Annotated in this window: 10 protein-coding genes; 2 read left to right on the top strand and 8 right to left on the bottom strand. The window is 72.5% G+C overall.

The features are described 5' to 3' along the window. The first annotated feature begins 474 nt into the window (after positions 1-474). Positions 475-1506 (top strand): aspartate-semialdehyde dehydrogenase, encoded by a 1032-nt coding sequence (locus ACIGWZ_RS06595; RefSeq protein WP_400061475.1) that lies wholly within the window; start codon positions 475-477, stop codon positions 1504-1506. A gap of 81 nt (positions 1507-1587) precedes the next feature. On the opposite strand, the gene ACIGWZ_RS06600 is transcribed toward ACIGWZ_RS06595, so the two are convergent. Further along, positions 1588-2121 (bottom strand): DUF1203 domain-containing protein, encoded by a 534-nt coding sequence (locus tag ACIGWZ_RS06600; RefSeq protein WP_400061477.1) that lies wholly within the window; start codon positions 2119-2121, stop codon positions 1588-1590. Between the two features lie 243 nt (positions 2122-2364). Between ACIGWZ_RS06600 and pepN the strand changes: the two genes are divergently transcribed. Continuing rightward, positions 2365-4938: an aminopeptidase N gene (gene pepN, locus ACIGWZ_RS06605; RefSeq protein ID WP_400061479.1), complete on the top strand. Its 2574-nt coding sequence runs from the start codon at positions 2365-2367 to the stop codon at positions 4936-4938. A 261-nt stretch (positions 4939-5199) separates the two neighbouring features. Here the strand turns inward: pepN and alc are convergent, their stop codons facing one another. From alc to ACIGWZ_RS06640, 7 genes are all read right to left on the bottom strand, one after another. Then, positions 5200-6345, bottom strand: coding sequence for an allantoicase (gene alc, locus ACIGWZ_RS06610; protein WP_400061480.1), 1146 nt, complete (start codon positions 6343-6345; stop codon positions 5200-5202). A gap of 162 nt (positions 6346-6507) precedes the next feature. Further along, entirely contained in the window at positions 6508-7464 is a 957-nt protein-coding gene (locus ACIGWZ_RS06615; RefSeq protein WP_400061482.1) for a LysR family transcriptional regulator, read from the bottom strand. A 23-nt stretch (positions 7465-7487) separates the two neighbouring features. Continuing rightward, complete coding sequence (locus ACIGWZ_RS06620; RefSeq protein ID WP_400061484.1) at positions 7488-8423, bottom strand: DMT family transporter; 936 nt, start codon at positions 8421-8423, stop codon at positions 7488-7490. 119 nt (positions 8424-8542) lie between these two features. Beyond that, positions 8543-9520, bottom strand: coding sequence for an acyl-ACP desaturase (locus ACIGWZ_RS06625; RefSeq protein ID WP_400061486.1), 978 nt, complete (start codon positions 9518-9520; stop codon positions 8543-8545). A gap of 275 nt (positions 9521-9795) precedes the next feature. Further along, a complete protein-coding gene (locus ACIGWZ_RS06630) occupies positions 9796-10047 on the bottom strand; it encodes a hypothetical protein (protein ID WP_400061488.1) in 252 nt (83 codons plus the stop codon). Between the two features lie 60 nt (positions 10048-10107). Then, complete coding sequence (gene malQ, locus ACIGWZ_RS06635) at positions 10108-12249, bottom strand: 4-alpha-glucanotransferase (RefSeq protein ID WP_400061490.1); 2142 nt, start codon at positions 12247-12249, stop codon at positions 10108-10110. A 6-nt stretch (positions 12250-12255) separates the two neighbouring features. After that, on the bottom strand, positions 12256-12525 hold the full coding sequence (locus ACIGWZ_RS06640) for a hypothetical protein (RefSeq protein ID WP_400061491.1): 270 nt from the start codon (positions 12523-12525) through the stop codon (positions 12256-12258). Between the last annotated feature and the right edge of the window lie 215 nt (positions 12526-12740).

Genomic DNA, 12740 nt, shown 5'->3' on the forward strand with positions numbered 1-12740 from the left:
GATCGTTGGCATCGGGGATGACCTGCGAGTGAACGGCACCGCAACGCCGTTTGCCCATCACCGCACAGGGATCACGGCGCAATCGGACGGCCATCGTCCGCTGCCCCCGGGGGCGGGCGGCGGTCACCGGCCGTTCATCTGGCGGGGTAGCGGCCGGCGCCCCGGGAGAGGCGCGCGCCCGCCGCCCGCGCCCCGGACGCTCCGGCTCCGCCGCCCGTGCCGCACTCCGGGATCACAGGTGAACCGGACGGGAGCCGGAGTGAAGCCGGACGGGAATCAGGTGATAATCAGGAGGATCATCCCGCCGATCCCGATTTATTCCGGATGCCCCGTGTGCCCCGTCCGGTCCCCTCGACAGTGCTCCACGGAATGGAACGGATTGGACAAGGCGACGGGTGTCACACACATGATGGGAGCACTACTGAGCAGGTGTTCCCAGCAGACATCTCCATCAGGTCGGAAAGAAGGAGTCCCATGAGGATCGGAATCGTCGGAGCCACCGGACAGGTCGGCGGCGTGATGCGGGGCATTCTCGCCGAGCGGAACTTCCCGGTCGAGCAGCTGCGCCTGTTCGCTTCGGCCCGGTCCGCGGGACGCACGCTGCCCTGGCAGGACACCGAGATCACGATCGAGGACGCGGCCACCGCCGACTACTCGGGCCTGGACATCGTGCTCTTCTCCGCCGGTGGCGCCACCTCCAAGGCGCTCGCGGAGAAGGTCGCCGACGCCGGCCCGGTAGTGATCGACAACTCCTCGGCCTGGCGCCGTGACCCCGAGGTCCCGCTCGTCGTCGCCGAGGTGAACCCGCAGGCGATCACGGACCGTCCCAAGGGCATCATCGCCAACCCGAACTGCACGACGATGGCCGCGATGCCGGTGCTGCGTCCGCTGCACGACGAGGCCGGCCTGGTCGCGCTGGTCGTCGCCACCTACCAGGCGGTGTCCGGCAGCGGACTGGCCGGTGTGGCGGAGCTGGACGGGCAGGCCCGCAAGGTCATCGACCAGGACGCCACCAAGCTGGTGCACGACGGCGCCGCGGTGGAGTTCCCCCAGCCCGACACCTACGTCGCCCCGATCGCCTTCAATGTGCTGCCGATGGCCGGCTCCCTCGTCGACGACGGTCTGAACGAGACCGACGAGGAGCAGAAGCTCCGCAACGAGAGCCGCAAGATCCTGGAGATCCCGGACCTGAAGGTGTCCGGCACCTGCGTCCGGGTCCCCGTCTTCACCGGCCACTCCCTCCAGGTCAACGCCCGCTTCGCGCGTCCGCTGAGCCCCGCCCGCGCCCAGGAGCTGCTGGCCGGCGCCCCCGGCGTCACCCTCTCCGACGTGCCGACCCCGCTCGAGGCGGCCGGCCAGGACGCGTCCTTCGTGGGCCGCATCCGCCCGGACGAGACCGCCGAGAACGGCCTGTCGCTGTTCGTCTCCAACGACAACCTCCGCAAGGGCGCGGCGCTGAACGCCGTCCAGATCGCGGAGCTGGTCGCCGCGGAGCTGCGCGGCTGAGCCGTCTTTGCGGCTGACCGCCGCCCGCCACGGTGCCCGTACGGAGTCCTCGTACGGGCACCGCCGTTTTCCGGGCCCGTCTCAGGGGCGCCGCACCTCGAACTGGAAGCAGCCGTACTCGACCGCGCGGACGTGCACCAGCGCCACCTCCGGGTCGGCGAACGCCTCGTCGATGACGGCGTCGAACTTCTTGTGCGCTTCCTGCGGGATCTCGAAGAACCGCCCGTCGGCGATCTCCCCCCGGGCGTTGTAGCTGCGGACCGTGCGCAGCGCGCCCACCTCCGCGAACGGGTACCCACTCGCGGCGGCGTCCGGCCCGGCGCACTCCTCTGCGTGGATGAACACCGGCCCGAGCTCCTCGTACGCCCCGGGGTCGGCCCCGGTGGCCGCCGCCCAGCGCCGCAGCGGGGCGTACGCGACCAGCGCGACCCGCTCGCCGGGCTCGATGCTCCGCAGACAGCAGCGCAGCGGAGCGCCGACGCAGTCCAGGGGAACGCAGTCCTCACGGGCGGTGAAGGGCTGGAGCGGACGGCCGGCGTCGTCGGTGTCCTGGAGTTCTTTGAGGACGGCCGGGGGGATGGGGACGGGCGTGTAGCGGGGGATGTGCTTGATCATGTATCCAGCCTGAGGCTTCGGCCCGCCCGGCGCTGGCGGGATTCGGACGGCACGATCGGCCACTGCCGGGCAGCGCCGGATGCCGGCGCAGCGCCACGGGAGATGTCGCCACGCCTCGGCGGTCGGCCCGTGCCGGGTGGCCATGGGGCCGCCACCTCAAATACCACCCCTCATCCCTCCAGGTGAGCGTGGAAGGATGGCCGAAGAGTCCGATGCGATGACGAATGCGAAGGAGATGGCCGGGTGCCTGGCACGAATCTGACCCGCGACGAGGCGCAGCAGCGGGCGCAGCTGCTGAGCGTGGAGGCGTACGAGATCGATCTCGACCTCTCCGGTGCGCAAGAGGGAGGCACGTACCGGTCCGTGACGACGGTGCGCTTCGAGGCGGCCGAGGCGGGCGCGGAGACGTTCATCGATCTGGTGGCGCCCGCCGTGCACGAGGTCGTGCTCAACGGCGAAGCGCTCGATGCGGCCGAGGTGTTCAAGGACTCGCGGATCGCGCTGGCGGGACTGCGGGCCGGCCGTAACGAACTGACGGTCACGGCGGAGTGCGCGTACACCAACACCGGCGAGGGGCTGCACCGGTTCGTCGACCCGGTGGACCAGCAGGCCTATCTCTACACGCAGTTCGAGGTGCCGGACGCGCGCCGGGTGTTCGCCTCGTTCGAGCAGCCCGATCTGAAGGCGACGTTCCAGTTCACCGTGAAGGCGCCCGTGGGGTGGACGGTGATCTCCAACTCGCCGACGCCGGAGCCGGGCGGCGCCGACGGGACCGTGTGGCGCTTCGAGCCGACGCCGCGGATCTCCACGTACATCACGGCGCTGATCGCCGGGCCGTACCACAGCGTGCACAGCACGTACGAGGAGGACGGGCGGTCGGTGCCGCTGGGCATCTACTGCCGTCCGTCGCTGGCCGAGCACCTGGATGCGGAGGCGATCTTCGAGGTCACCCGGCAGGGCTTCGCGTGGTTCCAGGAGAAGTTCGACTACGCCTACCCGTTCGCGAAGTACGACCAGCTCTTCGTGCCGGAGTTCAACGCCGGCGCGATGGAGAACGCGGGCGCGGTGACCATCCGCGACCAGTACGTCTTCCGCTCGAAGGTGACGGACGCGGCGTACGAGGTGCGGGCGGAGACGATCCTGCACGAGCTGGCGCACATGTGGTTCGGCGACCTGGTCACCATGGAGTGGTGGAACGACCTGTGGCTGAACGAGTCGTTCGCCACCTACACCTCGATCGCCTGCCAGGCCTATGCGCCGGGCTCGAAGTGGCCGCACTCGTGGACGACGTTCGCCAACTCCATGAAGACCTGGGCGTACCGGCAGGACCAGCTGCCGTCCACCCACCCGATCATGGCCGAGATCCGCGACCTCGACGACGTACTGGTCAACTTCGACGGCATCACGTACGCCAAGGGGGCCTCGGTCCTCAAGCAGCTGGTGGCGTACGTCGGCATGGACGAGTTCTTCCAGGGCGTGCAGGCCTATTTCAAGGCGCATGCGTACGGCAACACCCGGCTGAGCGACCTGCTGGGCGCGCTGGAGAAGACCTCCGGCCGCGACCTGAAGACCTGGTCGAAGAAGTGGCTGGAGACGGCGGGGATCAACATCCTGCGGCCGGAGATCGAGGTGGCTGCCGACGGTGCCGTCACCTCGTTCGCGGTGCGGCAGGAGGCCCCGGCGCTGCCGGCCGGCGCGAAGGGCGAGCCCGTACTGCGGCCGCACCGGATCGCGATCGGCTGCTACGACCTCGAGGACGGCAAGCTCGTCCGCACCAGCCGGATCGAGCTGGACGTCGACGGTGAGCTGACCGAGGTGCCGCAGTTGGTGGGCGCGGCGCGGCCGGCCGTCGTCCTCCTCAACGACGACGACCTGTCGTACGCCAAGGTCCGCCTGGACGAGGAGTCGCTGCGGGTCGTCACCGAGCACCTCGGCGACTTCACCGAGTCGCTGCCGCGCGCGCTGTCGTGGGCGTCGGCATGGGACATGACGCGGGACGCCGAACTGCCCACCCGCGACTATCTGGCGCTGGTGATGTCCGGCATCGGCAAGGAGTCGGACATCGGCGTCGTCCAGTCGCTGCACCGTCAGGTGAAGCTGGCGCTGGACCTGTACGCGGCCCCCGCCTGGCGCGAGACGGGCCTGGCGAGCTGGACCGAGTTCGCCCTGGAGCAGCTGAAGTCCGCCGCGCCCGGCAGCGACCACCAGCTGGCCTGGGCCCGCGCGTTCGCCGCCTCGGCCCGTACGAGCGACCAGCTCGGCCTGCTGGAGGGCCTGCTGGACGGCACCGACACGGTGGCGGGGCTGGCGGTGGACACCGAGCTGCGGTGGTCGCTGCTGCAGCGGCTGGCGGCCACCGGGCGCGCGGACGACAAGGCCATCGCGGCGGAGCTGGAGCGGGACAAGACCTCGGCGGGCGAGCGGCATGCGGCCACGGCCCGCGCGGCCCGGCCCACGGCGGAGGCCAAGACGGAGGCCTGGGCCTCGGTGGTGGAGTCCGACACGCTCCCCAATGCCGTCCAGGAGGCCGTCATCGGCGGCTTCGTCCAGACCGATCAGCGGGAGCTGCTGGCGCCCTACACCGCGAAGTACTTCGACGCGGTGAAGAGCGTGTGGGACGCGCGCAGCCACGAGATGGCGCAGCAGATCGCGGTCGGGCTCTACCCGGCGCTCCAGGTCTCCCAGGAGACCCTGGACGCCACGGACGCCTGGCTGGCCTCGGCCGCGCCGACCCCGGCCCTGCGCCGCCTGGTGACCGAGTCCCGCTCGGGCATCGAGCGGGCCCTGAAGGCGCAGGCGGCGGACGCGGCCGCCTGATCGTCCCGCATCGGGGTTTCCGCCGTCACGGAGACCGCCGGCTCCGGCCGTGCGGTGCTCTCCGTGGCGGCGGAATGTCTTTTCCCGGCGGTGGGCGGAGACCGCATGCGCGGGGCGCGCGTGGGAACGCCCGGCGGACGGGCGCCAGTTGCGTTGCCGTCTGCCGGGCGTGTCGGGGGTCCCCCTGCTCCTCGGGCGCCCGGGGGAGGGTGTTCGCCGGGCCCCGTCCCCTCCGCGGGGCCCGGCGAAAGCGGGTGCGGCTCAGCCGTTGAGCTCGTCGAAGCGGCGGCCGAGTCCGGCCCGGCCGGCTTCGGTGAGGGTGCCGTGGACGCGCATCCGGGCGAGGCCGCCGTCGGGGAAGACGTCGAGCCGTACATGGGTGGCGGTGACGGTCTCGGGCAGCTTGAAGCGGTGCGGGGTGTCCGGCTGGAGCTTCGTCTTCGGCAGGATCTCGAACCACGAGGACGCGTCGGCGGGGTCGCCGTTGCAGCCGCTCAGGGCCGCCCAGCCGGCCGAGTTGCCCTTCAGATACGCGGTGTCGATCTCGACGGCGCGGATCTCGCCCTGCGCGGCGAGACGGAAGCGGACCCAGTCGTTGGTGCCCTTGACCCGGCGGCGGCGGTTCTCCCAGCCGTCGTCCATCTTGCGGGAGAGGTCGGGCTGGATGATCTGAGTGGGCGAGGAGTAGAAGCGGTCGGAGGCGTCCTCGACGGTGCCGCCGTGCATGACGGAGGCCAGGTCGAGGGTGCCGAGCACGTCCAGCCACTCCGGGTCCGGTACGACCTCGCCGTAGACCCTCAGGCGGGCTATGCCGCCGTCGGGGTGCTGCTTGAGCCGCAGGTGGGTGAAGCGGCGCTCGGCGGTGACCTCGAAGCCGTTGGCGGCGTGGCCGCGGACGGGAGTGCGCGGGACCAGCTCCTCCCACTTCACACCGTCGGCCAGGAGGTCGTCGGGGCTGGGGCTGCCGGGCAGCGACGTCGCCTCGACGGTGACCTGCTGGGGGTAGTTGCCGCGGAAGTGGGCGGTGTCGACGATGACGCCGCGGATCACGCCGGGGGCGGCGAGGCGGATCAGCGCCCAGTCGTGCTCGTCGTCGGTCGGGAAGGGGTGGTCGCCGTCGGCGCCGCGGCGGCGCCGGGTCTCCCAGCCGTCCATGATCTTGCCCTTGTGGCCGAAGTGCTCGGGGTCGAAGACCGCCGGATCCGGCTTCAGCAGGTTCTCGCGCTCGGCGAAGAACTCGTCGTTCGCGGCGATGACCCCGGCACCGAAGCGGCGGTCGGCGAGGTCGACCAGCGAGGTGAAGGGGAAGTCCCCGCCGCGGTAGTCGGCGTAGGGGTCGCCGCCGCCGTACGGGTCGGCGTCGTTGGCGTGCGGATCGGTGGAGTCGGCGGCCGGGGTGGCGGTCATCGTTGCCCTTCGGTGGGGAGGGGGTGCGCGGACCGCTCCACGGTCGCAGAGCCGGAACCCCCAGGTCCATCGAAAGTTCTTGAGGATTGTCTTCAGCAGGACTGAACGGTTCAGGGGTTTCGAAGGGCCGCGCGGCTTCCGGGCGGGAACGCTTCGGGGGATTCAGGAAGGGTGGCGGGTGGCCTCGCCCGGCGCCTGGGCGGCCGCGGCCTGGCGGAGGGCGGCCAGCACCCGGGCGAGCCCCGGCGCCCCTTCCGAGCCCCGCCGGGCGGCCGCCACCACATGGCGGCGCGGCTGGTCCGCGTGCAGCACCCGCAGCGCGACGCCGGTGCCGCCCCGCTCGCCGCGGGAACCGGGCCCGCCCGCCATCGCCATCCGGGGCACCAGCGCCACCCCCATCCCCGCCGCGACCATCGCCAGGATCGCCCCCCAGTCCGCGGCGGCATGCGCCTGCTCGGGCACGAACCCGGCGCTCTCGCACGCGGTGAGGGTGATCTGCGACCAGGGGCCGCTGCTGCCGAAGATCCAGGGCTCGTTCGCCAGATCCGCCAGCCGCAGCCCCGGTTCGGCGGCCAGCGGATGACCGGCCGGCAGCGCCACGTCCAGCGGATCGGCCAGCAGCGAGACCCGGCTGAACCTGGGGTCGCGCGGGGTGGGCGCGTGCGCGGCCAGCGACAGCGCGAGATCGACGCTCCCCTCGGCGAGCAGCTCGTAGGCGGCCTCGGCCTCCGCCTCCCGTACGACCACGGACAGGCCCGGATGCGTACGGCGCAGCTCCTGCACGGCGGGCACCACCAGCGCGGGGACGGCCGTGGAGAACGCGCCGACCCGCACCTGCCCGGCCTCGCCCCGGAGGTAGCCCAGGAGTTCCGCGTCCGCCCGCTCGAGCTGGGCGAAGACGGCCTCCGCGTGGCGCAGCACCAGCTGCGCGGCGTCGGTCAGCCGCACCCGCCGCCCGTGCGCCTCCAGGAGCGTGACCCCGAGCTGCTTGGCGAGGCCGGTGAGCTGCTGCGAGACCGCCGAGGGCGTCATGTGCAACGCCTCGGCGGTCGCGGTGACCGTGCCCAGCTCTTGGAGTGTGCGCAGGATACGCAGCTTTTTGATGTCCCAGTCGGCCATGCGGGCAGCGTATGCGTACCCGGTCAGCGCCTGCTCCCGGCGCCGAGCGCGACCCCCGCGACGATCAGGATCATGCAGACCGCCTGGACGGCGCCGACCGCCTCGCCGAGCGCCACGAAGGACAGCAGCGCGACGCAGACCGGCTGGAGGTAGTAGACGACCCCGGCGCGCGTGGCACCCACCAGGGCGATGGCCCGGTTCCAGGTGAAGTAGGCGACGGCGGAGGAGAAGATCCCGATGTACAGGAGCGGGCCGACGGTCCCGGCGGTGGGCTCGAAGCCGCCCTGGAGGGCGAGGCTGACGCCGTACGCGGGGGCCAGCATCGCCGCCCCCAGGGCGAAGGTCATGAACAGGAACGGCAGGCCGCCGATCCCCTCGGGGCGGCGGCGCAGCAGCGCGCTGTAGCCGGCGAAGGTGGCGGTGGCGGCCACCATCCACAGGTCCCCGGGGGCGAAGTCCAGCCGCAGTACGGCGGCCGGTGAGCCCTTGCCGACCAGGGTCACCACGCCCGCCAGGGCGAGCGCCATGCCGGCGATCCGCCGTGCGCCGAGCTTCTCGCCGCCCCGGGCGAACAGGGCGATCATGGCCGGTGAGGCGGCCGCGATCATGGCCATGTTGGTGGCGGAAGTGCTGCGCCCCGCCTGGTAGATGAGGGTGTTGAAGAGGGTGACGCCGAGCAGCGCGGCCAGCGCCAGGAATCCGAGGTGCCGGCGGATGGCCGGCCACTGGCGGCGGACCTGGGGCAGGGCGAGCGGGGCGACCGCGAGCAGCGCGATGATCCAGCGCCAGAAGGCGGTCTGGACGGGCGGCACGGTGTCGTGCAGGGCGCGGGCGATGACGAAGTTGCCGGACCAGATGACGGTCGCCGCCAGGGCGAGCGCCAGGCCCTGCGCGGACGGCGGCCGGCCTTCTTGCATCGCTGCGGTGCGGTGGGCGCGGACCCTCTCCAGGACTGCCACGGTTTCCTCTCCCTCGGTGGTGTGCGGGATCCACCGTGGCAGCCCATCAAGCATTAGGTCCAGCGAATAATTCCGCCCTATTCATTCAGTTCAACTGAACGATCGCCGGTCCGGGAAGGTCAGGACGCCTTGGCGGCCCGCCGGGCCTGGATGGCCGCCTGGCGCTCGTCGAACTTCCGCGCCTGTCCGTCCAGGCCGTCCATGTACAGCCCCAGCTCCTCCTGGGCGCGCAGCCCGGCGGGGCCGAGGCCGCCGATCTCCAGCACCTTGAGGAAGCGCAGCACGGGCTGCAGCACGTCGTCGTGGTGGATGCGCAGGTTGTAGATCCCGCCGATGGCCATCCGGGCGGCGGCGCGCTCGAAGCCGGGCATGCCGTGGCCGGGCATCCGGAAGCCGGTGACGACGTCGCGTACGGCGCACATGGTCTGGTCGGGGGCCATCTCGAAGGCCGCGCCGAGCAGGTTGCGGTAGAAGACCATGTGGAGGTTCTCGTCGGTGGCGATCCGGGCGAGCATCCGGTCGCAGACGGGGTCGCCGGAGTGGTGGCCGGTGTTGCGGTGCGAGATGCGGGTGGCCAGCTCCTGGAAGGCGACGTACGCCACCGAGTGCAGCATGCTGTGCGAGTTGTCGGACTCGAAGCCCTCCGACATGTGCGCCATCCGGAAGCGCTCCAGCTCGACCGGGTCGACGGCGCGGCTGGTGAGCAGGTAGTCGCGCATCACGATGCCGTGCCGGCCCTCCTCCGCGGTCCAGCGGTGCACCCAGGTGCCCCAGGCGCCGTCGCGGCCGAAGAGCGTGGCGATCTCGTGGTGGTAGCTGGGGAGGTTGTCCTCGGTCAGGAGGTTGACCACCAGCGCGATCCGGCCGATGTCGGTGACCTTGGACTGCTCGGGGGCCCAGGCCTCGCCGCCCATCACGCCGTCGAAGTTCCGGCCGTCGCTCCACGGCACGTACTCGTGCGGCATCCATTCCTTGGCGACCTTCAGGTGCCGGTTGAGCTCCTTCTCCACGACCTCTTCGAGCGCGTAGAGGAGCTGGGCGTCGGTCCAGGCGGCCTGGCCGCGCTCTCCGGCATGGCGGGCGGGGGCGATGGTCACGGGGAACTCCGGGGGACGACGAAACCTACGGGACCGTAGGCGGGGACCTACGGAGCCGTAGGTTACGTCATCGTAGGTTTGGTTCAGTTAAGGACCTCCCTCGCGCAAACCACCCGAAAACAGCTCGATTACCTCCCTGCAACCCCTTTTTCACCTGCGGAAACGCCATCAGACGGGCCGGGCGGCGTCAGATACGACGAAGGGCGCCCACCGGTTCGGATGAACCGGTGGGCGCCCTGAAGACGTCATGGGCGCCTGCCGCGGCGCCCCGGGCGTCAGCCCTCGGACTTGGCCTGCTTGCGGGACTTGTCGCCGGCCATGACCAGCCCGGCGATGACCAGGAAGAGCACGATGGGCGCGGCGACATAGAGGCCGAGCGTCTCGATCACGTTCAGGCCCGGACCCGGGTCGTCACCGTCGTCCGGGATGGCCACCGCGAACGCGGGGGACGACATCAGCAGCATCAGCGCGGTGCCGGCCGTGATGGTTCCGGCGCGCAGGGCATTCTTCTTGACCTCGTTGCTCACGAACTCAACGTAGCGGACGCCCCGCAGCCCCGCGCGTCCGGGGTGGCGCAGGCGTCGCCCTCAGCGGGCCGGGCCCCCGCCGCGCCGACGGCCCGTCCCGTTCACCGGTGCCAGTTCCCGCATCAACGCATGCAGCCGGGGCGATGCGGCCAGCTCTTCCAGGGTCTGCGGGCGGCCGTCGGGGCCCGCGATCGGCAGCCGCCAGTTCGGGTACTCGTCCCACGTTCCGGGGAGGTTCTGCGGGCGCCGGTCCCCCACCGCGTCCGGGAGCCACACCCCGACCAGCCGCGCGGGGGTGCGCAGCAGGAAGCGGTGGACGGCCCGGACCGCCGCCTCCTCATCGGCCGGCCCCTCGGGCAGCAGACCGTGGTGCGTCAACTCACCCAGCCACTCGGCGAGTTCGTTCCTGGCGCGGAGGCGTTCGTCCTCCGGCGGCCCGGCGAGCAGCCCGAGCCGTTCGTGCAGCGCGACGTCCTCGCCGGTCAGCCGGGCGGCGGTGGTCGGCAGGTCGTGGGTGGTGACGGTGGCCAGACAGCTCTCGCGCCATTCGCCGGGGGTGAGGATGCGGGCCCGGCCCGTACCGCCGCCGTCCGCGGCCGCCTGCTCCCGGTAGTCCCGCTCGAACCACAGCACCGACGTGCCCAGCACCCCCCGCTCGGCCAGCCCGTCCCGTACGCCCGGCTCGACGGTCCCCAGGTCCTCCCCGATCACGGCGGCGCCCGCCCGGTGCGCCTCCAGGGCCAGCAGTGACAGCATCGCCTCGCTGTCGTAGCGGACGTAGGCGCCCTCCGTCGGCGGCCGGCCCTCCGGCACCCACCACAGCCGGAACAGGCCCATGACGTGGTCGATGCGCAGCGCCCCGGCGTGCCGCAGCAGGCCGCGCAGCAGATCGCGGTACGGGGCGTAGCCGGACGCGGCCAGCACGTCGGGGCGCCAGGGCGGCAGGCCCCAGTCCTGGCCGCGGGCGTTGAAGGCGTCGGGCGGCGCGCCGATGGACATGCCGACGGCGAAGGCGTCCCGCTGCGCCCAGGTGTCGGCTCCGGCGGGGTGGACGCCGACGGCGAGGTCGTGGACGAGGCCGATGTCCATCCCGGCGTCCCGCGCGGCGTGCTGCGCGGCGGCCAGCTGCTGGTCGGTGAGCCAGGCGAGGCGGCAGTGGAAGTCGATGCGGTCCAGGAGCCGGGCGCGCAGCCGGGCGGTGCCCGCCGAGCGGGGGTCGCGCAGTTCGGCGGGCCAGGCGTGCCAGTCGGGGCCGTGCCGCTCGGCGAGGGCGCACCAGGTGGCGTGGTCCTCCAGCGGCGCGCCCTGCTCGGCGAGGAAGTCGCAGTAGGCCGCGCGGCGGCCCGGCGAGAGCGGGACCGCGTACAGCAGCTCCAGGGCCTCCCGCTTCAGGTCCCAGACGGCGTCCCGGTCGATCAGCGCGCCGCGCTCGAGGACGTCCTCGCGCAGCGCATCGGCCCGGGCGGCCAGCTCGTCGGCGCGCGAGCGCGCGGCGCCGGACAGCTGGGCGTACTCCGGGATGTGCGCGATCCGCAGATGGACCGGGTCGGGGAAGCGGCGCGAGGAGGGGCGGTAGGGGGACGGGTCGGTGGGCGGGCCGGGGACGGCCGCGTGCAGCGGGTTGAGCTGGACGAAGCCGGTGCCCAGCGTGCGCCCCGACCAGGCGGCGAGGTCGGCGAGGTCCCCGAGGTCGCCCATGCCCCAGGAGCGGCGGGAGAGCAGGGAGTAGAGCTGGACCATGAAGCCGTGGCTGCGGCCGGGCGGGGCGGGGACCCGGTCGGGGGCGACGATCAGCCGGGCGCGGGCGGTGCGGCCGTCGGGGGTGCGCGCATGGAGGGTGTGGACCCCCAGGGGGAGGTCAGGAGGCAGCGCCGGGGGGCCGGCAGCCGCCGGATCCTCGGGCCCGGCGTCCGTGGCCGGGCCGTCCTCGGGCGCCACCCGCAGGACGGTGCCCTCGGGCAGGCCGCCGAGGTCGGGCGGCCGGCCGGGGCGGGCGACGACGGTGCCGGGGAGCAGGCGGCGGCCCGCTCCGTCCTCGTACGCGGCCAGGGCGGCGCGTACGGCGTCGGGCGTCGAGGCATCGACCCCTAAGGCGGCGAGCACGGCGACGAGGGTGTCGTCGCCGATGTGGAGGGTGGTGCCCGGCGAGGGTTCGTAGCACGTGGCGATGCCGTGCAGCCGGGCGAGCCGGGCGCGGCCCATGGGTCCTCAGACCTCCATGGACTCCGTGCCCAGGCCGGTGGCCGTCGGCTCGCTGGTCAGCGGCAGCTCGGCGGAGATCGGGACCTCGCTGGTCAGCGGCGCGGCGTCGGCGAGCGGCGGCTCGCTGGTGAGCGGCGGCTCGGCGAAGCTGAGGGATCCGGAACCGTCCAGACCCGCGTCGGGGTCGGTGACGCCGTCGAAAACGTCGGGCTCCATCGGCGCGTCGCCCGGTTTGGCGGACAGCGCATCAAGCAGAAGCTGAGCGGATGCGGCCACGAGGGCCTCCCGTTCATCGGTAATGGGACAGGTCTGCCCTACCCACTCGATACGATCGCAGACGCTTTTCCACACTAAACGTGACTCAGCTCACAGCGCATCCGCAGGCGATTTCACGGCTGGGGCGTTCGAGTGACGCAGAGAGCCCCGACAAAACGGGCACCGGCACGGAAGTTCTGCGGCACGGGGCCGCGGCCGACCCCCGGACCCCGCCG

This window comes from Streptomyces sp. NPDC053427, assembly GCF_044544985.1.
Classification (GTDB): domain Bacteria; phylum Actinomycetota; class Actinomycetes; order Streptomycetales; family Streptomycetaceae; genus Streptomyces.

What these genes read in the sequence shown, in the direction of transcription:
- ACIGWZ_RS06595 (WP_400061475.1), top strand. Translation starts at nt 475, where the DNA reads ATGAGGATCGGAATCGTCGGAGCCACCGGACAGGTCGGCGGCGTGATG.
- ACIGWZ_RS06600 (WP_400061477.1), bottom strand. Translation starts at nt 2,121, where the DNA reads ATGATCAAGCACATCCCCCGCTACACGCCCGTCCCCATCCCCCCGGCC.
- alc (WP_400061480.1), bottom strand. Translation starts at nt 6,345, where the DNA reads ATGACCGCCACCCCGGCCGCCGACTCCACCGATCCGCACGCCAACGAC.
- ACIGWZ_RS06615 (WP_400061482.1), bottom strand. Translation starts at nt 7,464, where the DNA reads ATGGCCGACTGGGACATCAAAAAGCTGCGTATCCTGCGCACACTCCAA.
- malQ (WP_400061490.1), bottom strand. Translation starts at nt 12,249, where the DNA reads ATGGGCCGCGCCCGGCTCGCCCGGCTGCACGGCATCGCCACGTGCTAC.